General features: G+C 33.5%; 20 protein-coding genes. 3 read left to right on the plus strand and 17 right to left on the minus strand.

Features of this window, described 5'->3' with window-relative positions:
• Nucleotides 1-3: 3 nt before the first annotated feature.
• The 12 genes from AC07SW_RS01765 to AC07SW_RS01820 form a co-directional block, all read right to left on the minus strand.
• The gene (locus AC07SW_RS01765) at nucleotides 4-684 is read right to left on the minus strand and encodes a tetratricopeptide repeat protein (protein ID WP_135018638.1); all 681 of its coding nucleotides are present in this window, start codon (nucleotides 682-684) and stop codon (nucleotides 4-6) included.
• An 80-nt stretch (nucleotides 685-764) separates the two neighbouring features.
• On the minus strand, nucleotides 765-1391 hold the full coding sequence (locus AC07SW_RS01770; protein ID WP_494632139.1) for a histidine phosphatase family protein: 627 nt from the start codon (nucleotides 1389-1391) through the stop codon (nucleotides 765-767).
• 121 nt (nucleotides 1392-1512) lie between these two features.
• A complete protein-coding gene (gene mnmA, locus AC07SW_RS01775; RefSeq protein WP_109842369.1) occupies nucleotides 1513-2649 on the minus strand; it encodes a tRNA 2-thiouridine(34) synthase MnmA in 1137 nt (378 codons plus the stop codon).
• Between the two features lie 211 nt (nucleotides 2650-2860).
• The gene (locus AC07SW_RS01780; RefSeq protein WP_311907580.1) at nucleotides 2861-4147 is read right to left on the minus strand and encodes a sensor histidine kinase; all 1287 of its coding nucleotides are present in this window, start codon (nucleotides 4145-4147) and stop codon (nucleotides 2861-2863) included.
• Entirely contained in the window at nucleotides 4144-4827 is a 684-nt protein-coding gene (locus AC07SW_RS01785) for a response regulator transcription factor (RefSeq protein WP_119908173.1), read from the minus strand. Before AC07SW_RS01785 ends, AC07SW_RS01780 begins: the two co-directional genes overlap by 4 nt.
• 138 nt (nucleotides 4828-4965) lie before the next feature.
• Complete coding sequence (locus AC07SW_RS01790; protein WP_034569195.1) at nucleotides 4966-5310, minus strand: DUF1831 domain-containing protein; 345 nt, start codon at nucleotides 5308-5310, stop codon at nucleotides 4966-4968.
• 367 nt (nucleotides 5311-5677) lie between these two features.
• Nucleotides 5678-6823, minus strand: coding sequence for a cysteine desulfurase family protein (locus AC07SW_RS01795; protein ID WP_494632141.1), 1146 nt, complete (start codon nucleotides 6821-6823; stop codon nucleotides 5678-5680).
• A 140-nt stretch (nucleotides 6824-6963) separates the two neighbouring features.
• On the minus strand, nucleotides 6964-9267 hold the full coding sequence (gene gshAB / locus AC07SW_RS01800) for a bifunctional glutamate--cysteine ligase GshA/glutathione synthetase GshB (protein ID WP_494632142.1): 2304 nt from the start codon (nucleotides 9265-9267) through the stop codon (nucleotides 6964-6966).
• A gap of 12 nt (nucleotides 9268-9279) precedes the next feature.
• Nucleotides 9280-9792, minus strand: coding sequence for a pyrophosphohydrolase domain-containing protein (locus tag AC07SW_RS01805; protein WP_034569191.1), 513 nt, complete (start codon nucleotides 9790-9792; stop codon nucleotides 9280-9282).
• A 199-nt stretch (nucleotides 9793-9991) separates the two neighbouring features.
• Nucleotides 9992-11305: a coiled-coil domain-containing protein gene (locus AC07SW_RS01810; RefSeq protein WP_135018645.1), complete on the minus strand. Its 1314-nt coding sequence runs from the start codon at nucleotides 11303-11305 to the stop codon at nucleotides 9992-9994.
• Between the two features lie 251 nt (nucleotides 11306-11556).
• Complete coding sequence (locus AC07SW_RS01815) at nucleotides 11557-12273, minus strand: LrgB family protein (protein ID WP_034569186.1); 717 nt, start codon at nucleotides 12271-12273, stop codon at nucleotides 11557-11559.
• Nucleotides 12239-12652 carry a CidA/LrgA family protein gene (locus AC07SW_RS01820; RefSeq protein WP_034569183.1) on the minus strand — a complete coding sequence of 138 codons (414 nt, stop codon included), beginning with the start codon at nucleotides 12650-12652 and terminating at the stop codon, nucleotides 12239-12241. Before AC07SW_RS01820 ends, AC07SW_RS01815 begins: the two co-directional genes overlap by 35 nt.
• Before the next feature lie 190 nt (nucleotides 12653-12842).
• Between AC07SW_RS01820 and AC07SW_RS01825 the strand changes: the two genes are divergently transcribed.
• Nucleotides 12843-14120, plus strand: coding sequence for a replication-associated recombination protein A (locus tag AC07SW_RS01825; RefSeq protein ID WP_463684450.1), 1278 nt, complete (start codon nucleotides 12843-12845; stop codon nucleotides 14118-14120).
• 375 nt (nucleotides 14121-14495) lie between these two features.
• Here AC07SW_RS01825 and AC07SW_RS01830 read toward each other — a convergent pair whose 3' ends face one another.
• Nucleotides 14496-15797, minus strand: a complete 1302-nt coding sequence (locus AC07SW_RS01830) for an Nramp family divalent metal transporter (protein WP_051915618.1) — start codon at nucleotides 15795-15797, stop codon at nucleotides 14496-14498.
• A 149-nt stretch (nucleotides 15798-15946) separates the two neighbouring features.
• On the opposite strand from AC07SW_RS01830, the gene AC07SW_RS01835 reads away from it, so the two are divergent.
• A complete protein-coding gene (locus AC07SW_RS01835) occupies nucleotides 15947-16225 on the plus strand; it encodes a hypothetical protein (RefSeq protein ID WP_034569177.1) in 279 nt (92 codons plus the stop codon).
• A 34-nt stretch (nucleotides 16226-16259) separates the two neighbouring features.
• Here the strand turns inward: AC07SW_RS01835 and AC07SW_RS01840 are convergent, their stop codons facing one another.
• Nucleotides 16260-16505: a hypothetical protein gene (locus AC07SW_RS01840; RefSeq protein ID WP_135018650.1), complete on the minus strand. Its 246-nt coding sequence runs from the start codon at nucleotides 16503-16505 to the stop codon at nucleotides 16260-16262.
• Between the two features lie 140 nt (nucleotides 16506-16645).
• Here AC07SW_RS01840 and AC07SW_RS01845 point away from each other — a divergent pair, with 140 nt between their 5' ends.
• Nucleotides 16646-17119: a universal stress protein gene (locus AC07SW_RS01845; RefSeq protein WP_119908179.1), complete on the plus strand. Its 474-nt coding sequence runs from the start codon at nucleotides 16646-16648 to the stop codon at nucleotides 17117-17119.
• A 483-nt stretch (nucleotides 17120-17602) separates the two neighbouring features.
• On the opposite strand, the gene AC07SW_RS01850 is transcribed toward AC07SW_RS01845, so the two are convergent.
• The 3 genes from AC07SW_RS01850 to AC07SW_RS01860 form a co-directional block, all read right to left on the minus strand.
• Nucleotides 17603-19684 carry a DEAD/DEAH box helicase gene (locus AC07SW_RS01850; protein WP_119908180.1) on the minus strand — a complete coding sequence of 694 codons (2082 nt, stop codon included), beginning with the start codon at nucleotides 19682-19684 and terminating at the stop codon, nucleotides 17603-17605.
• 1 nt (nucleotide 19685) lies between these two features.
• Complete coding sequence (locus AC07SW_RS01855) at nucleotides 19686-20603, minus strand: HamA C-terminal domain-containing protein (protein ID WP_494632144.1); 918 nt, start codon at nucleotides 20601-20603, stop codon at nucleotides 19686-19688.
• Nucleotides 20604-21253: 650 nt separating this feature from the next.
• On the minus strand, nucleotides 21254-22444 hold the full coding sequence (locus AC07SW_RS01860) for an acetate/propionate family kinase (protein ID WP_034569171.1): 1191 nt from the start codon (nucleotides 22442-22444) through the stop codon (nucleotides 21254-21256).
• Nucleotides 22445-22455 lie beyond the last annotated feature (11 nt).

A 22455-nucleotide genomic window follows, 5' to 3' on the forward strand; every position in this document is an offset into this window, starting at 1 on the left:
ACGCTACTCTTGACGATTTGCTTGTAAAAAAGCTTCTATTTCTTCTAGTTTAGTCAAATTTTGTTGATAGTATCCTGGGTTAAGTTCTTGAGATTTTTGGAAATCAGCTTCTATTGTTTCTTTTTCATTACCTAATACCATTCCCATCAACCCTTTTTTAAACCACGCTTCGTTGTTTTCTTGGTTTAATTTTGACGTGAGATCATAATAAGTATAGGCTTCTTTAAAAGCCTCAGTTTGTAAAAAGGCATTGCCTAAAAGCAACGCAAGTTCACTATCCGTTTCATCTAGTTGAAAAGCCGTCAATAGGTAAACCAGTGCTTTTTTAGGTTGTTCTAGTGCTAAATAGCTTTGACCTAACATAATGGCAGCATCTTTTTTGACTGTTTCGGACTGCGTAAATACTTGTGAAAAATAGTAGATACTTTGTGAATAATCTGCCGTTTGATAATATAAATTGCCAAATGCATAAAGTATATTGCTTTGATTGGCCTTTTTTTCATTTGCTAATGTTAACACGGCTTTCGCATCTTCATATTTTTGAGCAAGCATCAGCATGGTTGCTAAATTATAGTAGCTATCCATATTTTCTGGGTGAGTATCAATTTCTTTAAATAACAATTCAATTGCTTCTGTCGGTTGTCCTTGCTCCCATAGTTGAAAAGCTTTTTGATTGCGATCCATCTTAACACCTCGTTTAAGTTAGTAACTCTATTAATTTTACAATAAACACAGCATGGATGCTAGCTTTTCTGAGAGCTTTTTTATGAAGTTAAATGACTCTTATCATTCCATAAAATCAGCTTCATTTCTAATGGTGTTACTTCTATCACAGACAAACTAGTGTTGTCTAACCCTCCTGCTTCTCGAATATCAGATAAGGGTTTGCCTAATAACGTTTGAATCACTGCAACTAAGGTAACGCCGTGACTAATAAATAGTAGATTTTGTTCGGGATAGTTTTCCATGGCTTCATGAACAACTGCTAGACTTCTGTCAATTAAAGCTTGATAGGTTTCACCTTGAAATTCAATTGGATTGTATTCATGAGCATTATTGCGAAGATGATGCATTTGTTCAGGAAATGCATCAATTGCCTCTTCAATCGTTTGCCCTTCTAATGTTCCCAAACCAAACTCTTTTAAACCATCTACATACGTAACGCCAGGTACTTCAACAAATTCTGATAACATCATTTCACAGGTTTTTACAGCTCGTAGCTGGGTGCTGACAAATACTTGTCCAAATGCAACCTCTTTTAATTGCTCTCCAAGTAATTGAGCTTCAATTAAACTATCTTCTAGCAACGGAGAATCAGCCTGTCCACCTTGTAATTTTCGTGAAAGATTCCATTCCGTTTTACCATGACGGACAAAATAAAGTTTTGTCATTTTTTTCACCTAGTTTCATTTTAATGTTTCCCATATTATCCTTGAAGTTTGTCGAAATATCAAGGAAAGACTGATAATAAAAAAACAGCAACTGGAAATCAGTTACTGTTTTTTTATTTAATTAGACATATTGTAAGATTTTAGCGTCATTGTAAGCAACGTCAATAGTTCCGCCGCCTAAGCATTCCATACCGTCATAGAAAACAACAGCTTGCCCTGGCGTAATCGCTCTAACAGGCTCATCAAATTCAACACGAGCAGTTGTACCATCTTCGTTTAAATGAACCGTCACACCTGTATCTGTTTGGCGATAACGAAATTTAGCCGTACATTTAAAGGTTTTTGGCATTTCTTTATAGGTTGTAAAATGAATATCTGTTGCATCTAAGTGAGTAGCATATAAATGTTCATGATGGAAACCTTGTCCCACATAAAGCGTATTGGTTTTTAAATCTTTTCCAACAACAAACCACGGTTCACTTGATTCACCGCCACCACCAATGCCTAACCCTTGGCGTTGTCCAATAGTATAATACATTAAGCCATCGTGTTGTCCTTTGACTTCACCATCAATTGTCACCATGTTTCCTGGTTTTGCTGGTAAATAATTCATTAAAAATTGTTTAAAATCACGTTCGCCAATAAAACAAACACCTGTCGAATCTTTCTTTTTAGCAGTTGCTAAGCCAGCTTCTTCAGCAATTTTGCGAACTTCTGATTTTTCCATGCCACCTAAAGGAAACATTGTTTTAGCTAATTGTTCTTGTGACAATTGATTTAAGAAATAGGTTTGATCTTTATTTGTATCGATTCCACGTAACATATGCGTTACGCCGTCCTCGTCTCTTGTTACTTGCGCATAGTGCCCAGTTGCTACATAATCAGCGCCTAAACTCATCGCATAATCAAGGAAGGCTTTAAATTTAATTTCCTTGTTACACATTACGTCTGGATTTGGCGTTCTTCCTAGCTTGTATTCATCTAAGAAGTATTGGAAAACTCTGTCCCAATATTGTTTTTCGAAATTCACTGAATAATAAGGAATTCCAATTTGGTTTGCCACTTGAATTACATCGTTGTAATCCTCTGTTGCTGTACATACGCCAGCTTCATTTGTGTCATCCCAGTTCTTCATAAAAATCCCCACCACGTCATAACCTTGCTCTTTTAAAAGCAATGCTGTAACAGATGAGTCAACTCCGCCACTCATGCCAACTACGACACGTGTTTTGCTGTTGTCTGTCATGCTTTTCACCATCATTTCAAATAGATTCTGAAAATCTTTACGATTTGAAGGTCGTATTTTTCCCAGTCTTACTAATTATAACCATTTTAAGGGATAAATCAAGAGGATGGGATTGAGTTCAAGATTGCTTTTAGAAAATTACCTAGATATACCAATACACGTCCCTCTTACTTCTAAAAAAAGAACAGGTTCTTACCTTTTATAAACCTACAAGTAGTCAATTTCACGTTAAGGGAATTCGTACTTTAAACAAGCAACCCTTCGATGTGTTCTCTACCAGCTCAATTTTCCCTTGATGCAACTCTACTATCCATTTAGCAATAGGAAGTCCTAATCCTGTCCCACCAGTTCCTCGATTTCGGGATTTTTCTTCTCTAAAGAAGCGCTCAAAAACCCGTTCTTGATTTTCCTTAGCAATTCCTGACCCTGTATCGCTAATCATAAGTTCCCAGTAATTTCCTTCAACAAAGCTACCTAAGCCGATTGTTTCTTTTTCTTTTGTGTATTTTAACGCATTATCTAATAAAATCACTAAAACTTGTTGGATTCTTGTTTTGTCGATTTCGGCAATCACTGGCGAAGCTAATTTTGTCCAAAAATACTTTCCTTGACTAGCAGCAATTTCTTGGTATGGTGCTAAACATTCTGCTAAGAAATCATTTAAGAGGACAGGTTCTTTTGTTAATAGTGTTTGATTGGAATCTGCTCGTGACAGCCATAATAGATCACTCGTGAGTTTACTTAAATGGCGAATTTCGGAAAGAGAGAGAGCAATTGGTTCGATTTCGTCTACAATCCGCTCATTTGGTTTTGTAAGTAAGCCTTCTAATTTATTTTGGATAATTGTTAATGGTGTCCGCAATTCATGGGAGGCATTTTCTACAAATTCAGTTTGTTTTTGCCATGAAAGTAAGATAGGGCGCATTGATTTTCTGGCTAAAACATAACTGGCTAGAATTGAGAAAATCCAAAAAACAATGGAGCACACAATCAATATTTCACCAAAACTAGCAGCCAGTTGCTCTTCTGCTTTGACACTTATGATAAATTGAATGTACGCTGCATCCTGATTTATACTATTTTTTGCTTTAAAAACAATGTATCGATAGGAAGATTCTCCTACTGATACGCTTTTTACGGTTCCTAATTTTGTTGTATCTAAGGTTAATTGGTTAAATAGCGCATAATTTAGTTCACCAATCGCATCTTGATTTAAGATTTTTCCATTTTTATCCCATTCTACTGGTAGAACACCTGGACCCGATCCTTGTCGTTTTTGTTCCATATTTTTCGGTAAATCAGGTTGATTTTCTATGCCCTCTTTACTGACAGGAGGCACCTTATCTAATCGTTCTTTTTGTTTTAATAATTCACTATTAACAGATGAATAGAGCGAATTTTGAACTTGTTGGTAAATGATTAAACCAAAAATTAAAAAAATAATGGCAAAAGTCACGACATTATAAATAAAAAAACGAATTTGTTGTCTTTGCTGAATTGTGTTCTTCAATTTTGCTCTCCTTTCGTCAACATATAGCCAACGTTACGTAAGGTTTTTATCCTAATTTGATCGTGATAATTTTTCAATTTTTTACGTAAGTTACTCATATAGACTTCAACAACCGTAATGGATGTTTCTGAATCAAATCCCCAAATTCGGTCAAAAATTTGTTCTTTTGTAATAATCATTTCTGGATTCTGAATAAAATACTCAAGTAAATCATATTCCTTTCCATTAAGCGGAACATTTTCTTTACCCACTTTAGCTGTTTTTTGTTGAATATTTAAAACTAAATTTTGATGAGAAATTTGATTTTCTTGAAAACCACTATGAGTTCTTTTTAAGAGAGCTTTTAGGCGCATTAACAGTTCTTCCCTGTGAAAAGGTTTTACTAGATAGTCATCTGCTCCTACTTGAAAACCCTTTATTTTATCATCAATTCCATCTTTTGCAGTTAACATTAAAACCGGTGTTTCAATATGTCGTTTTCGTAATTGTTGCAACACTTGATAACCATTCATTTCTGGCATCATAAGGTCCAATACGATGACATCATAAATATTTTGTTCCCCATAATAAAGCCCCTCTGCGCCATCAAATGCTTGCGTACTTTGTAAAAATTCTTTTGTGACTTCAACGACATTATCTGATAATCGTTGGTCATCTTCTATTACTAATAACCTTAACACAGCTTAACCCCGTTTCGATTTTTTTCCTATTTATCATAGCTTGAATTCGTGAATTAAACCGTAGCAATTGATGACTTTTTTATGATTTTTAGACAAAAAAAGAGAATCGTTTGTTAACGACTCTCTTTTTCTTATTATTTATTCCGCTTTTTCTAATACGCCTCGCTCAACTAAACCAGCCATAATAAAGTTATACTTGTCAATACTCATTTTAAACGCATCGCCTTTAAAAAGATTGACTGCTCTAAGTCCATTGCTTGTAGTTGTTGAAATTTTTAATTGCGTTAAATCTCTAGAGATTACAATTTTCAACTTGATTCCTTGTTTGTTTTCTGGTGATGCATCTAATGGACGAATAAATTGAAAATTCCCTGAACTTGTTTCTTCAAATCCATTGTCTCGAACTGTGTATTTTTTTACGGTTGGACTCATTTGATAGCTATCTGGTGAGCCTGCTAAACTTGCAACTGTTTCAAATGCCATTTTATTTCACCTCATCGAATTATTCTAACTCTTTAAGCGCTTTAAAGCCTTCTTTAACGCCTCTTCTCCTAAATACTATACCATATATTCCAGTAGTTCTTCCAGTCTTATTAAAAATTAAGTTGGCTATTTATAAAATGACAAGGTTGTTCGTAACCTTACAGTTTCGTTCGTATTTATTTAATTTGTTATCCTCTATGATGAAATTAGCTAAACTAATTCGCTATAAAGGAGGACAACAATATGAAATGGGAAAATTTATTTCAATACCAAGGAGTCATTGGAACGTTATTTTTTATCGGTATGATGGTGCTTGCTTTGTGTGCCGCTCGTTAAAAAAAAGATACTAAGATTGCTCTTACTATCTTTATGAATGTTTTAATCGTTTTACTACAACACTTAATTGTTTTACTGCTTCGTCAATCATTTCAGTTGTTGTACCTAAACCAAAACTGACACGAACAGATTCTTTTACTCGTGGACTATTTTTGCCAAACATAGCACTTAGTACATGACTAGGCTCCATATTTCCAGCAGTACAAGCTGATCCTGCTGAAATGCCAATTCCTAATAAGTCTAAATTCATTAATAATTGTTCAGATGAAACGCCTTTAATCCATATATTTAGAATATGTTTTAAATAATGCGTTTCGTTGCCATTGATTTCAAAATCAATTTCAGCTTGCTTTAATCCTTCAATTAATTGATTTCTAAAACCATCATAGGTTTCACGACGCTTACTCCGTTCTTGTTCTGCAATTTCAACGGCTCTTTGAAAACCAACGATTGCAGGGATATTCTCTGTGCCTGCACGCCGTTTTGTTTCTTGCTCGCCACCTCGCATAAAGCTTGGCAAATGAATTTCTTCATTAATATAGAGAAAGCCAATTCCTTTTGGTCCATTTATTTTATGGGCAGAGACCGATAGTAAATCAATTGCATCTTGCTTTACATCAATATCTTCTAAGCCATATGCTTGAACTGCATCGGTATGAAAATAAGTTTCTGTTTCTGCTAGAAATGCTCCGATTTCTTGAATGTTTATAATGGTGCCTACTTCATTATTGCCATACATAACCGATACCAAACTAGTATCTGGACGAACAGCAGCAATTAAGTCCTCTAAGTGAACCAATCCTGTTTCATCAACTGGTAAATAAGTCACTTCAAACCCCATTGATTCTAAATACTCCATCGGCTCTAAAACAGCATGATGCTCCACAGCGGTTGTAATTAAATGCTTCCCGAAATGGGCTCTTGATAAAGCCGTCTCGATAATTGCAGTATTGTCACTTTCAGTCCCGCCACTTGTCATGACGATTTCAATAGGCTTAGCTCCAATACTTTTAGCAAAGACACTTCTTGCCTCATCTAATAATTTTCTTGCTTCTCGACCAAATCCATGAATACTCGAAGCATTTCCGTAATGTTCTTTCATTGCATGAAATGTGATTTCCAAGACTTCTGGATGGACTGGACTTGTTGCAGCGTGATCTAAATATATTTTTTCCATCGGGTTACTCCAATCTACTTTGGCTAAAGCTTCTATTTTCTTTTAAATTCTATCATGGATTTCTTAAATCAACAATTAAGACTGGTTATTTTCTACAAAAAGAAACAAATAGTGAACACTATTTGTTCCTTTTAATTCTTTTATAGATAGGCCTCTGTGTCCTTTTTCTTTCTCATTTCTAGCTCTGGGAAAAGTAAATCTAATACGTCTCTTGTCAATCTACGTCCTTTTCCTTGATAAGGATACGTATGCATGTGCATTGCGGGGTTAAAGTTCGCTTCAATCACAGCATATCCTGGATTTCCCGGTGTGCTTGGCTGACTTCGATCTGGAATGATTAAATCCACACCACTTATTGTCGCCCCAAGCGCTTTTGTCATTTCAACAGCTGCTTTTTTATAACTTTCATCCATTTCATCTGTTAAATCAAAGGAATCGCCACCGGTACTGATGTTGGAATTTTCTCTTAGATAAACAATTGTACCCGTTGCTGGTATCGAATCTATTGTAAATCCTTGTTCTTTCAACATCAACTGCTCAATTTCACCAAGTTGAATCAGCTCTAATGGTGAGCGATGATGCGTTCCTCTTAATGGATCTTGATTTTTAATTGCCACTAGCTCTTGAATCGTTCGTTCTCCGTCGCCAACCACGTTAGCAGGCATTCTCAACATAATTGCGCGGGTTTCGTTTCCTAAAACAAAGAAGCGATATTCAGTTCCGTCAATAAATTCTTCCACTAAAATGGCACGGTCTTCTTTGAAGGCAATGTCTACTGCTAATTCATAATCTTCTTTTGATGCTCCATCTTTAAAAATTGAAATTCCTAGTCCATAATTGGTTGATTTTGGCTTAATTACAATTCCCTTGTCTTGATGATTCCAATAATCGGATTTTGCTTCTTCAGGAGTTTCATATTCTGCTCCCGCGGGTACATGGAAACCTGCTGATTCAAGAACTTTCTTTGTGACTACTTTATTCTCCATAATTAAAGGGGCAATGTATTGGTCTTTAGAAGTCATATTGGCATTTTTAACATACTCTACATGATCTTCATGAGTCAGCTTTAAAAACTGTTCGCTTTCATCTAAAATCTCCACTTCAATTCCTTTTTGAATACTATCAAACATCAATAATTGAGTAGACAATTCCATTCCTTCAAAACCTCTCAAGTTGTAGCTTTTTTCTAAGGCTTCTGCTTTATATTGTTTTGCCAACGCTAACCCTACCAGTTGATAAGAGCCTTGTTTTTCAATATCCGTTACTAAGCGTCCAGCAATGGTTTCTTTAGGTTCAAGCAATTGTCTTTTAGCTTCTTCAACTAATGCTGCTTGTTCGGTTGATAGTGAAAGTGTCGCAATCATTTCTTGCATCTTCTCAACTAACGCTAGGCCTTCTGCTTGGTAGGCTGAAATTTCATAAGGATGAGCTAAGGCAGTTGCTTCATTGTATTTTTTACCTTTTTCAATATCTGAAACAGTCGCCGTCTCATCTAGCCAAATCAACGTCATTAAAAAGAGATGAATAAATTCCATATCCTTTTCTGTCATTCCAAATGCTGCATACGGATTTAAATCAAATATCCGAAATTCTAAATATTGAATCCCTTTTGAAGCCAATTCCTTAACTTTTTTTGTCCCGCGAATTCGAACTGGAGAATAGAATTCTTTTTCTTCACTTAGCACACCTGTTGCTACAAGCTGCTGAATATCGGAAATATACGTTTCTAATGATTCAAAAGACACTTTGACATCTTCTGAATTCACATAACCATAATGGCTGCTACGAATACTTCGAACATAGGTATTCAATGGCTGTTCTTTATCGGTATAAAAATCATCGGTTGCAACTGGGGAGGCACCTAATAAATACGTCAATAACCACCTGTAACGAAGAAAGTTTTTTGCTAATTTCATGTAGACATGCGACTTAAATTCAATTAAAGAAGTAATTGCGGTTTGTTGTTTAAATAAAGCTATCAATAATTTTTCATTGATTTCATAGTTATAATGAATGCCACAAACCATTTGCTTTTTCTTTCCATATTTTTCAGCTAAATGTTCACGATAAGCCACTGCTGTAGGATCGTCAAATTGAGCTACTTGAATATCACTTTCTGCTGGCAATCCGATGGGCATACTCATTGGCCAAATATATTCGTTTAGTGGTAATGAGCGTTCAACGACATCATGAATCGCCATTAGCCAACGATTCATTGTCTGAGTCGATTCAGTTGGTGCGGTTACCAATTCTAATTGTGACTCACTAAAATCGGTTTGAATATAAGGGTTATAGCTACGATTCCCAAAAATCGTTGGATGCGGAGTCAAGGCTAATTTACCAGACTCTGTTACTCGTAGTCCTTCTTTTTCAATCCCAAACTTCCCTTCATTGAAGGCTGGTCCAAGTGCTGCTTTTTTTAATAGTTCTGATAGTTGAGTCATTCGTTTAAACCTCTACTTATTATTTTTTTGATTGATAATTTCAGCTTTAATTTTTGGTTCTGGTGCAAAATCTTGTTCCCAATTATCAGGTTTCATTACTTTTCCGTTGTCAGGTCGATACCGTGGCCGGCCATCTGGAAATAGTTTTCCCATATTGGCTTTATGAACAATATTAAAAATAGGTGTTGGATTCACGCCCATTAATACAAATGAACCATAATTAAAATAAGTTGCATCCGTTAGGGCATCTACTTGTCCAATTAAGATATCTTCAACTGGTTTTTGCTCCGTTTTAATTTTTGTGAGTGTTTTTTCAATCTCACCTTTCCACTGATTTATTAATTGATCGAAGTCTGCTTCGTTTCCGCCTACACTCGCATATAAAAACTCAATCATTTCTTCTGTCGTAAATGAGGCTCTATGTAGTGCTTCTTCTGGCGTAAAAGCCGTTGGCTCTATATTTTTAGCAGGATGAAATACGTCATGAAATTCTTTTACTTTTTCATAGGAAGATTGTTCCGTCATATCCCTAGACTCCTTTTAATAAATTTATCACTTACTTATTATAACTTACTCGTTTCTAATTTCAAAAGTATTGAACTTGTATCTTTCTAATAATTACAGGATTTAATTAAATTGTTGAAAAGTTGTCACTTATTATCATCTAACTATAGAAATAATAAAAAACCCCTTAATCTAAAGTTAAGAGGTCTTAAAGAATTCCCTATTTATTTTCCATCAATCGTTGACGCAAATTCATATTTTCAGACTCAATCAATTTACGATCAATTTGTTCTTCTTCTAATTGAACTTCTAACGATTGAACTGTTTTGATTAATTCAGCATGTGTTTGAATATTTTCAGCTAATGAGCTGTTTTCAGCTGTTAGATCCGCTATTTGAGTTTCTAAATCTTGAATTTGTTTTTTGAATTGATCATTTTTTTCAATCAACCACTCATTTTTCTTCGCTACTTTTTTTGTTTTCTTTTCAAAACGACCATCTGTTAATGTGGTGTAGATCAAGTAACATCCTAAAATAGCTGTTAAAATTGGTAGAATAACTGTGGCTTGACGAAAGACACTCAATAAAATCACATTGACTGCCGCAATCAAACAGATGTATAAACCTGTTGAAAATGATTTTTCTTTGCGTTGTTCATCGATATCCTGATAAAAATCTGTTTGGTTTTGCAATTCATGAACTTTTAATTCTAATTGATCTAATTCTGCTTGAGTTTTTTGATAGAGTTTTTGTTCTTTATCAGCATAACGCTCTTCTACTTGCTCTTGATACAATGAGAACCACTCTTTCTCTTTATTCAGACGTAAAAAATCATCTGAGACTTTGGCTTGATGAGCTGCTTTATCAGATATAATCTCAGAAGTTGCAAGTTCTTTTAAATCTTGTACTTCGACTTTTGTTTCATCTAATAATTCCGTTGACTCTTTTTTAGCTTCATTTTTTGTTTTTTCCGCTTCGATTTTGGCGTCTTTTAATAGCGCTTGTTCTCTTTCAACAAGTTCCTCTTCTAATTGGCGGTGTTTTGCTTCATATATTTTATTTAATTCGTCTAATCGGTTTGCTAATTCACTGTCTTGACGAATTTTTTCTTGTTCCATTTCTTTTTGATAAACAATTAATTGATCCTTTAGTTCAGTAATTTCATTTTGAACAAAACCATACATTTCATTAGATTCATCAAAGGCCTTTTGTAAAATCGATTCTGCTTGTAATTTAGCATCTCTTAAAATAGCTTGCTCTTTAATGGCAATTTGCTTTTCTAGAGTACGTTTCTTTTCTTCATATTCAGTCACTAATTCATTTAATGCTTCTTGATATTCTCTTTCAAGAGCTGCTTCTTTTTCTTCAAAACGTTTCAGGTTTTCTGAATTCACTTTTGACACGGAGTCGGTAATCAATTCATTTAATGTCTCTTTTACATGATCCACCATTTGATTGGTGATTTCTTTCGTTTCTTCAAGTGGAACTGGATTAAAAGACAATTTGATGTTGGGTCTTTTCGATGAATCGGTCATTGATGAACTCCTTTCTGCATCATACATTTACTACTTATTTCTTTTAATGGTTCTATTTACAAGATGCTATTCACTTTTCATTAAAGTCACTACTTATTATCTCAAAAAACGGACCAAATTGCACCTTATTTTAATCAATTCTTTAGATATTCTCAAATAGAAATGAAGGTAAGATAAATAAAACTCCTTTTAAAGTTAAAAAAAAACAAAATTTCAAGTCAAATGAACTTAAAATCTTGTTTTAAATTAGCTTAAAACAGGGCTAATACAAGTTGTGTCATTAAAGGCGCAACGAAAACTGTTACTACTCCTGTCACTCCGATTGCTAATCCTGACATGGCCCCTTCAATTGGCCCTAATTCTAATGCTCTTGATGTTCCTATTGCGTGAGCAGCACTGCCTAAGGCAACTCCTTGGGCCACTGGATCAGTAACTTTTAAAGCTTTCAAAATTGAAGGTCCAATGATTGAACCAATGATCCCTGTAATAATTACAATAACGAGAGTAACCGTTGCGATCCCGTGCATTTTCTCAGAAATCCCTAAGGCTATTGCTGTTGTAACTGATTTTGGCATGATTGATACCATAATATCTTTTTTCAAGTGAAATAATACTGCAAGAATACCTGTAAAAAAAGTACTTGTGATCGTACCAAGTAAAATTCCTGTCATAATTGAACGAACATGTTTTTTTAATAAATGAAATGTATTATACAATGGGATACCTAAGGCCACAGTAGCTGGCGTGATTAAAATATTTAAAATTTCGCCACCCTTGTAATAATTTTCATAAGGAATCTTAGTAATTTTTAAAAATAAAATAATAAAAATAGTCGCTAACACGAGCGGATTCAATAATGGAAATGGAAACCTCTTAAAAATAGCCAAGGCTCCTAAATACATCGCAATTGACAGGATAAGGCCAAACATCGGATTACTTGTAAGTTCTTGATACACTTTTTGCGTCATCCTTTCTATCTTTAGGTAAGTCAACACTGTTATCTTCAAATTTACGTTTTACACCTTGAACGATTAAGCCTACAAAACCAATTGTAAAAGCTGTTGTGAGTAACGAAATAATCAATAATAACCACCATGTGTCTTTAATTACTGGAAAATAAACCATAATACCAACTCCTGCTGGTAAAAATAAAATACTTAAATTTCCAAGCAAAAAGCCTCCAACCGTCTCCACATCTTTTACTTTTAGCAGCTTAAATTGTAGTGCTAAAAATAAGAGCAACATCCCTATCACACTTCCTGGAATCGGTAAAGTGAAAACTTTTGACAACACTTCTCCTAAAAATGAAAAACTTAAAATGTACAATAACTGTTTGTAAATATCCATTTCTATCCCTCCATACACCAATTACTATATCATAGTTTTTGATAAACGTAAGGAAAAACATTGATTTAACCGCTTTCCTTTGAATATTTTTAGACTTTCACACCAAACTAAACATACGTTCTTATTTTGTGGAAGCTCTTGTTAGAAAGTGGTATAATTGAAATAAGATTATTTTAATAAGGAGGTTACTATGAATCAACCTTTAGCTTTTAGAATGCGGCCAACAAACATCGACCAAATTGTTGGACAACAGCATCTCGTTGGAGAAGGCAAAATTATTAGACGAATGGTGGAAGCTAAAATGCTTTCCTCTATGATTTTATACGGCCCTCCTGGCATTGGAAAAACAAGTATCGCCAGTGCGATTGCGGGTTCTACTCAATTTGCATTTCGCACGTTAAATGCAGCAACAGATTCAAAAAAAGACTTACAAATCGTCGTTGAAGAAGCAAAAATGAGCGGAACTGTTATTTTATTACTAGATGAAGTTCATCGTTTAGATAAGCCTAAACAAGATTTTTTATTGCCTCACCTTGAAAATGGGCGCGTAATTATGATTGGAGCAACAACTGAAAATCCTTATATTACTATTAACCCAGCGATTCGAAGTAGAACACAAATCTTTGAATTAAAACCTTTACAAATTGAAGAGATTGAATCCGCATTAGAACGAGCTATAAAAGATTCTGATAAAGGTTTAGGCAGTTTAACTATTGAAATCAGCCCAGAGGCGATGCTTCATTTTGCTAGAGCAACAAATGGCGACGTTCGTAGTTCTTTAAATGGTTTAGAATTAGCCGTTCGCTCAACTAAACCAAATCAAGATGGTGTTATTGTAATTACACTTGAAATTGCTGAAGAATGCTTGCAAAGAAAAGCTCTGACTCATGATAAAGATGGCGATGCTCATTATGATGTCATTTCCGCTTTACAAAAATCTGTTCGCGGCAGTGATGTAAATGCTGCTCTTCACTATATGGGGCGTTTAGTTGAAGCCGGTGACTTGCCTATCATCGCCCGAAGACTAATGGTGATTGCCTATGAAGACATTGGCTTAGCAAATCCTGCTGCTGCTGCCAGAACTGTAACTGCCGTGCAAGCAGCTGAAAAACTTGGCTTTCCGGAAGCCAGAATTCCTTTAGCAAATGCAGTTGTTGATTTATGCCTTTCCCCTAAATCAAATTCGACTTACGTAGCGATTGATGCAGCACTAAGCGATATTCGTGCTGGTAAAAGTGGGGACGTTCCAGATCATTTAAAAGATTCTCACTACAGTGGTGCAAAGGAATTAGGCCGTGGCGTCGATTACAAATACCCACACTCTTTTCCTGGCGCTTGGGTGAATCAACAATACTTGCCAGATAAGCTGAAAAATGCCGTTTATTTTGAACCAAATCACACTGGCAAATATGAAGATAGTTTAGCTAGACAATATGACACCATCAATAAAATGAAAAAGAAATCCTGATAGTTCTTAAAAATTTTTTCACTTGAATTATTGGCAGATTTTAAGCATTGAAACTTGAAAATAAAAAAAGCATATGCTACTATAAAGATAAGAATTCTGAGATGTACGAATTGTTCAATAAATGTGCTGACCGAACAAATAGTACGACCTCGGGATCCAAACTGATTCAAATGGATAACAAGCCTTTACCTTTGGTAGTTAGATATTTGACAGCGGAGCCCACCTGCATGTATGCGGGATCAACACTACCTGAACGCGAAAACGGCATCACCGGATTTCTTTTTTAAAATTTATATTTTGGAGTCATCTTCTAGCAATAGAAGGTGACTTTTTTTGCAAAAAAAACAAGCAATGGCAAGCATTACCTGTTTTTTCTTAAAAGAATGTTGTTAGTAAATATATGTTTAAGCCTGTAATCAACAAACCAATAAACCAGGCTAGGCTATTGACGACTTTCCCGTTTTTCAAATCCCCCATCAAACGCTCATTACTAGTAAATTGAATTAAAGGAAAAATTGCAAACGGTAACTGCATCGATAAAATTACTTGACTTAATAATAGTAATTCATCCGTTCCCCTTTGTCCTGCAATAATCGTTACAATAACAGCTGGAACAATTGCAAATAAACGCGTTCCCAAACGACTTAACCAAGCAGGTATCTTTAAGTTTAAGAAGCCTTCCATGATAATTTGCCCTGCCATGGTACCTGTTAAAGTTGAATTTTGTCCACTTGCTAATAAGGCAACTGCAAATATCGTACTCGCAATACTCGAACCTAATGTCCCATTCAAAAGTTGATACGTATCTTCAATCCCAACCACATTGTATTGCCCAGTTTTATAGAAGGTTGCCGCTGCAAGGATTAAAATAGCTGCATTGATTAATAAAGCAAACGTCAAATTAATCGTTGAGTCAAGAAAAGCAAATTTAGTCGCCTCTTTTTTTCCTGCTGGTGTCCGTTCATAGGCTCTACTTTGGACAATTGACGAATGTAAATATAAATTATGTGGCATGACCGTTGCCCCGAGAATTCCCAATGCTAAATACAGAACTTTAGGATTCGTTACTACTTCTGTATGGGGTAAAAAGCCTACCATAATTTCTCTAAATTCTGGTTTACTTAAAAATAATTCAATTGAAAAACAGATAAAAATTGTCGTCATTAGAGTAATGACAATCCGTTCAATCCATTTGAATCCTTTGTGCTGTAAAAATAAGAGCAATAAAATATCTAAGGATGTAATCAATACACCGTATAATAGCGGAATTCCAAAAAGTAACTTTAATGCGATTGCTGCTCCAATAACTTCAGCTAAATCTGTTGCAATAATAGCTAACTGTGCCAAAATCCATAACAAAATCGCTCTTTTTTTTCCATATTCATCTCGACATAGCTCGGCTAAATCTTTTTCTGTCGCAATTCCCAATTTAGCACTTAACGACTGTAACAACACCGCCATCAAGTTTGATAATAGAATAACAGATAATAGCAAATACCCAAAAGAAGAGCCTCCAGCAATCGATGTTGCCCAATTCCCTGGATCTACATAGCCAACTGCAATCAACGCCCCTGGCCCCATAAAAGCAAGCAGCTTTCTAAAGGAAGACGCATTTTTGGGGATTGCAATTCGTTTCCCAAATTTATCTTTGTCTTGCTTATTTTCATTTAACCCCAATTAATCTCCTCCATTCATAGCTTTTTAGGTTAACCTAATTTTACTATCAAATATTACTTAAATCAAGAACAACTAACATTCATTCAAATTCGATTGATTTTATGCTATGCTATAGATGAAAATAGATTGTTAGAAAGGAATCATGATTAATGACAATTTTAATGGTTATTTTTGCATTGATTTTATTTGCAATTGCTTTCTTCCTATTAAGTGGAAAAGCAAGCGTCTTAATTATTAATGAGCAAAAAGAACAACATCAGTTTAATCAAAAATTTTTTAAATCTTATGGCTACTTAATGTTGATTTTTGGGTTATTCGCCTGTTTTTTAGTTTTTTATCATCAACAATGGCTTTGGTTAACCTTTCTTGCCATAACAAGCTTTTTAATGGTGTTCTTCGTAATAGGGCTTAATCGCAGAATTAATTAAAAAAAGAAGTAAACTGTCTACATAAATGGATAGTTTACTTCTTTTTTAGTTGACTAATATCTAGTAATTCTAATTGTAAATTTCCAACGGGGCCTGCTAAACGTTCAATAATTGCAGCCATCTTCACGCCACCAATGCCTTTAACTTCTGCAAATTGTTCAATAAGTTCACGGTTGATATCCTTTAAATAGAAAATTTGTTGTTCTTCACAATAGGCTTTAAAAAGAATAAACTTTGGTTCTAAAAAAGCTTCACTAATTAAAATATCCCCTTTTTGCATGGATAAAAAATCCTTTCTTTTAACTAAAATAGACTTTACAAAGGTTTTAAGTTTCAAGTTTCAAGTTTTTGTTGTAAAATAAAGATAGAAGAACGCATTTGATTCTTATTATATCATGAATTGAAGAGGAGTGGATGAACATGTTACAACAATACAAACGTATTTTAGTTGCTGTCGATGGATCTGAGGAAGCTGAATTAGCTTTTAAAAAGGCTGTTTATGTAGCAAATCGTAACGAGGCTGCATTGGTTTTGGTTCATGTTATTGATACAAGAGCTTTCCAAAGCGTTTCTAGCTTTGATGGCGCAATGGCAGAACAAGCTACCGAACAAGCTAAAAACACCATGGAAGAGTATCAACGTTATGCAAAAAATCATGATGTTGAAGATGTTCGTTATACGATTGAGTATGGTTCACCAAAAGCAATTATTGCCAAACAAATTCCAGAAGAACAAGACATTGATTTGATTATGGTCGGTGCTACTGGTCTTAATGCGGTAGAACGAATTTTTATCGGTTCTGTTTCAGAATACGTTATTCGTCAAGCAACGTGCGACGTCTTAGTTGTTCGTACTGATTTAGAAAATAAATTACCTGATAAAAAAGAGAAATAGTAAAACAGAAGGTAATTGTCAAGTACCAATAAAACACTATTTGTCAAAAATTAAATTGTAAAAGGTAAACAAAGGCTTACGATCAATCAGTAATAAACCTGTAACTTTAGTAGTTGCAGGTTTTTTTTCGTCTTACTACCTCTCTCAATTATTAATTTTTATAGAGAAAAATAAAAAAGGACTCAAATTACAACAAGTTCTTTTCGATATCTATAAGGAACAGTAATATAAAAATTAATAATCTTATCCTCCCAAAAACAAAAAAATCTTAAAAATTGCAGTTTCTTTCTTTTGGTTTCTTTACCGTCTTTAAGTTGAAACCCTATTTTAATCCATGACCATTCTACATATTTTTAAATTTTTATATTTACAGACATTAGCCCAAGTGTTTAAACTCGTAGAAAAAGGAACTTTTTCGTCTAGGCAAACAAATAATAAACCAGTAATTTAAGATTTACTGGTTTATCTGACTATTATATTTTTCTAAAGTACATTTTCCAAAATAGATAATTCATATTGACTGAGACTAAATTTATATAAGTTATTTTTTATATAAGTAAGAGGATTATCCTGTGGAACATATTTAATTTTTTTTAAAGCAGAAGAAGGAACACCATAATCCAATAATATACTGACACTATCATCGATACCTTCGTTTTCAAGCATTGCAATAAATAAGGAATAGTCTGCTTTTTCATTAAGTGAAACATAATTTACTATGCTCTCTAAAATACTAAGTTTTCTTGGAATTTTGTACTTTGCTTCATTTTTTATGAAAGATAAAATTTGAGATATAGATAAATTAATTAAAATTTCTTCTGTGTTCTTTACACTTTGTCTATTCCAATCTATCTGCTGATTAATAGCACCTAGCAAATTATTATGTATAATTTGCCAACATTTACCAGCGATAAATGTGTGTGAATTTCCAGTATTCCCATCAAGAACATGGCTTACTATCTTTAAAGTCGTCTGTAATTTCTCACGAGTAGGAGTGGATGACCATACTATCGTTTTTAAATCATCTGTATGGGTCTTAAGATACTCATATAATCTTGTTTGACTATAGATATCATAATAATTACTTTTAAATATTTCAAATAGTTCATTTGGAATTCCTTCTGTTAATTTATAGAAATCAGCCTGTCGCTCGGCTTTAACATCACTTGACTCTAAATTCACTAGTATTTCACTCTGTAATTCTTTATCTTGTTCAATGATAGGTATATCAAGATTTTCATCTTCCTTTTCAGGAGGGTTATCAAAATAATAAATATTTCCTGTATAATATTTCATCATCCGTCCAGCACGTCCTTTAATATTGTTAAAATCAAAATATGTGATTTTAGGATTCCCTTTGTACATATCATAAATTACAATATTTTTTGCAATAGTATTCACCCCCTCAATTAACGATGTAGTGGCGAAAATTATATCTATTTCTCCATTATTAAAATATTCAAGTTGCGAATTGACGACATGACGAGGATATTGACCATTATGTATGCCAATACCATGGGCTAAGAATTGTTTTAATTGCCATTTTGAAGAAATATTTTCATCTATCCATTCAAAAATTGAGAAAGTTTTTATATTGACTGCTCTCATCGTTTTAATATAAGCGTTGGCTAAATTTTCAGCTTGCTGTGGAGATTTAACATAAACAATAGTTGGCTCTGATTTACTTTTCAAGATATCTAAAAGTTCAAATAACATTCGTTGCTTATCATTATTATTTTTTCTATTCCATGAACCATTTTTATTATTCGAATCTATTTTAGTAACATCTTGTTTTACTAAGCTATAATCTGTCTTAAAAAACTCTAAATTGTATTTATCCAAAAATTCTGAACTCACACTATCTATATTTGGGGTTAGTAGCAATAGTTGAGGTTGTTTTAACATCACTTTATAAAATGCAATATTCAGATGACTAACTCGTTCATCTTTCTTCTTATTTGAAATTTTATAAAATTCGTCAACTATAAATAAATCAACGGAATTAATATTTGGAAGGATTTCTAAGACTCGTTCGCTTGTGAGTATAAACAAATTAGACTCTTTTATTTCTTGTTTTGTATTAACAACAATGTTATAGAAGTCTTCAAATTTTTTTAATTTTCTTCTTGTTTCATCAATTAATGCAAGAGTTGGCTGAATTATGATAATATTATTGTACATTTTCCTTGCAACGAATTCATCAATTAATAAGCTTTTTCCGAAACTTGTTGGAGCAGAAACAAGAAGATTCTGTTTATTTGATAACTTTTCTTCAAGTATTTTTTGTTCATAGTGAAAAGTTATATTTTTACCAGAGACATTTTCTAAAAAATTTGATTTATGATATTCATTTCGAATTAATGCTGCAGTTCCTAGAATCTCTTTGTCATTTAAATAGGGATAAAAACCAAAACTTTCAAGAAGATCGGAAAAAATAGGTTTTGTTTTTTCATGAATATATTCCCAATAGTCCATTACTGAAACCAATGTATCAATATCTTGTTTTTGAGAAATATGGTTAGCAATGTCAAAACTTTTATCTAAATCTTGCAACGCATCCTTCATTTCATATTTGCTCCTTCTTCAGTTTTTCATGAAGTTTCTTCACTAAAGACTGTTTATTTTGAACTGGAAATAAGAATAAATGTATTTTCAAACTATTCTTATAAGGAAAATTATTCGTATTTTGGTCAAAGTTTTCTCGAGTTTTTTGAACAGATTTTTTTAACTTCTCTAAGAAGGTTTGCGAAATATTATCACTAGCAGGTTCGTAAGAGAAAGAATCTAAAATCGGATCATTGAATAAGGCAAAAAAACAAGCATTCATGCTAACTAACTTAGATAAAAATTTTGAATTTGGATCAATTAAACTTTCTAACTCACTATTATCTACTCCCAAGTCTTTGAATCTATCACTAATTATTGTGAATTCTTGACCAAAAAAATTCTGATTAAAGTGACTAGTTAAATCCCCCTCAAGTTCTCTCAAAGCATGATATTTACTTGTGTAAAGTTTACTCTCTCCAATCCATAGCTCGTTCGTAATTTTGTCATAGTGAACAGCATCAAATCCATGAACTACTGCATTGTAGGTATCTTTAAAATAAATTTTTGATATTAGTTGCGGTTTATTGAGTTTCTTTTTCAAAAGGTAATAGAGTATTAACTCACCAAATTCACCTCTGTTTAAATATTTACCGTCATCTGGTTGTTTCGGATTCTCCAGATAATCTGTATTAGCTTCTTGAATCTCTTTAATATTATATAATAATTTCATAGAATTTTTAACAACATTTTCCTCAGCATCAAATTTTTCCCTAGCTTTTTTATCTCCAAAAGCAAAATATGGAATTTGAGTAAAAATCTCTTCACACCATTCGTCCTCACTTTGACAAACATTACCATTTTCATCAAAATCAAAAATAATATGAAAACAGTGTGTGTTTATATTTTCATAGAGATGATGTTCTGTCTTCTTTCCCAATGGCTTCGTCTCATTTCTTTTAATAATTTTATAACAATACGCTTTCTTAATTATAACACAATTATCTTTTTTTACGAATAATATTCTATATAAAATTATAATCTTATCAAATTCTAAAATTCATTAGTATTAATAACATGGAATAGGAAGTGTTTCGAACTAAAAACTATAAATACAAAATTACAATTCTTACTTTGTATTGTACTTGGCTATGAACTAGATAACATTAGAATGAGAACTAAAGCAGAGTTAAAAAAAACTAATTACTGAACTTGATAATATTATCATAGGATTGAATAAAAATAACATTGCTACTTTTTTTCAAGAACGTTTATGAAATTTTTAAAAGATTATGAAGCAAAACAACAAGAATTAAAAAATTTTGTAGTAAATGCCTTAATCGAGAGTATAGAAATTCTTGAATCAGATCGACATTTTCAAAGCTCATAAGCGATAGGCATTTACCATAATTTTGTTGGAGTGCTAGATGTTACAGTACTGCGATCATAAAAAAGCCAGACAAGATATAGTCTTGTCTGGTATAAATTTACACATTTAGTTTTTTACATGTTACGCCCTAATTCTTTTTTCAATTCATTGAAAACTAAAACATCCCTCCAATTGTTGAAGGGATGTTTTAGTTTGTCTTTTTATTTCGATAAACGTTCTACATCACGAGCGATCATTACTTCTTCATCTGTTGGAATCAAGAGTACTTTAACTTTTGAGTCAGCAGTTGAAATAACACGTTCATCACTACGAACATTGTTTAATTCTGCATCCATTTCACAACCAAAAACAGTAATACCGTCAATGATTTCTTTACGCATATGGATATCGTTTTCGCCGATTCCTGCTGTAAAGATGATTGCGTCAACACCATTCATTGTTGCAATGTATGAACCAATGTATTTTTTAATGCGATCTGCAAAGATACGTAATGCAATGTTTGCATTGTCATCTGTTAATTGGGCTACTTCAAGATCACGCATATCGCTTGAAATTTCAGATAAGCCTAGTAAACCAGATTCTTTATTTAAAATGTTGATGAATTCGTTGATATCTGTAATGTTTAATTTACCCATTAAGTAGGCAATTAATGAAGGATCAATATCGCCAGAACGAGTTCCCATTGTTACACCTGCAAGTGGTGTGAAGCCCATTGATGTGTCAACTGATTTCCCACCGTCAATAGCAGTAATTGAAGCGCCGTTTCCTAGGTGACAAGAGATTAATTTTAACTCTTCAAGAGGACGACCTAACATTTCTGCTGCACGTTCTGAAACAAATTTATGTGAAGTTCCGTGAGCACCATATTTACGGGCTGCAAAATCTTCATAATATTTCATTGGAATGCTGTATAAATAGCTCTTCTTAGGCATTGTTGTATGGAAAGAAGTATCAAATACTGCAACACTTGTAATTTCTGGTAATAATTTTTTGAATGCACGGATTCCTGTAGCATTTGCTGGGTTGTGTAACGGAGCTAATTCTGATAAGTCTTCAATTTGTCCTAATACTTCATCTGTAATTAAAGCTGAATCTTTAAAGATTTCTCCACCAGCAACGACACGATGTCCTACGCCAGTAATTTCGTTAAAGCTTGCGATAATGTTCAATTCTAATAATTGTTTTAGTAACATCTCTACTGCAAATTCATGATCATTAATGTCTAATACTTCTTCAAATTTTTGACCTTCGCCATATTTGATTGTAAAGATTGATTCTGGTAACCCAATTCTTTCTACGATTCCTTTAGCGATAACTGTTTCTGATGGCATTTCGAATAATTGCCATTTTAAACTTGAACTACCGGCGTTGATTGCAATTGTTTTTGACATATAAATGACTC

It is taken from the genome of Carnobacterium sp. GW821-FHT04C06 (assembly GCF_059420345.1).

What these genes read in the sequence shown, in the direction of transcription:
- AC07SW_RS01765 (WP_135018638.1), bottom strand. Translation starts at nt 684, where the DNA reads ATGGATCGCAATCAAAAAGCTTTTCAACTATGGGAGCAAGGACAACCG.
- AC07SW_RS01770 (WP_494632139.1), bottom strand. Translation starts at nt 1,391, where the DNA reads ATGACAAAACTTTATTTTGTCCGTCATGGTAAAACGGAATGGAATCTT.
- mnmA (WP_109842369.1), bottom strand. Translation starts at nt 2,649, where the DNA reads ATGGTGAAAAGCATGACAGACAACAGCAAAACACGTGTCGTAGTTGGC.
- AC07SW_RS01790 (WP_034569195.1), bottom strand. Translation starts at nt 5,310, where the DNA reads ATGGCATTTGAAACAGTTGCAAGTTTAGCAGGCTCACCAGATAGCTAT.
- AC07SW_RS01795 (WP_494632141.1), bottom strand. Translation starts at nt 6,823, where the DNA reads ATGGAAAAAATATATTTAGATCACGCTGCAACAAGTCCAGTCCATCCA.
- gshAB (WP_494632142.1), bottom strand. Translation starts at nt 9,267, where the DNA reads ATGACTCAACTATCAGAACTATTAAAAAAAGCAGCACTTGGACCAGCC.
- AC07SW_RS01805 (WP_034569191.1), bottom strand. Translation starts at nt 9,792, where the DNA reads ATGACGGAACAATCTTCCTATGAAAAAGTAAAAGAATTTCATGACGTA.
- AC07SW_RS01810 (WP_135018645.1), bottom strand. Translation starts at nt 11,305, where the DNA reads ATGACCGATTCATCGAAAAGACCCAACATCAAATTGTCTTTTAATCCA.
- AC07SW_RS01815 (WP_034569186.1), bottom strand. Translation starts at nt 12,273, where the DNA reads ATGACGCAAAAAGTGTATCAAGAACTTACAAGTAATCCGATGTTTGGC.
- AC07SW_RS01820 (WP_034569183.1), bottom strand. Translation starts at nt 12,652, where the DNA reads ATGGATATTTACAAACAGTTATTGTACATTTTAAGTTTTTCATTTTTA.
- AC07SW_RS01825 (WP_463684450.1), top strand. Translation starts at nt 12,843, where the DNA reads ATGAATCAACCTTTAGCTTTTAGAATGCGGCCAACAAACATCGACCAA.
- AC07SW_RS01835 (WP_034569177.1), top strand. Translation starts at nt 15,947, where the DNA reads ATGACAATTTTAATGGTTATTTTTGCATTGATTTTATTTGCAATTGCT.
- AC07SW_RS01840 (WP_135018650.1), bottom strand. Translation starts at nt 16,505, where the DNA reads ATGCAAAAAGGGGATATTTTAATTAGTGAAGCTTTTTTAGAACCAAAG.
- AC07SW_RS01845 (WP_119908179.1), top strand. Translation starts at nt 16,646, where the DNA reads ATGTTACAACAATACAAACGTATTTTAGTTGCTGTCGATGGATCTGAG.
- AC07SW_RS01850 (WP_119908180.1), bottom strand. Translation starts at nt 19,684, where the DNA reads ATGAAGGATGCGTTGCAAGATTTAGATAAAAGTTTTGACATTGCTAAC.
- AC07SW_RS01860 (WP_034569171.1), bottom strand. Translation starts at nt 22,444, where the DNA reads ATGTCAAAAACAATTGCAATCAACGCCGGTAGTTCAAGTTTAAAATGG.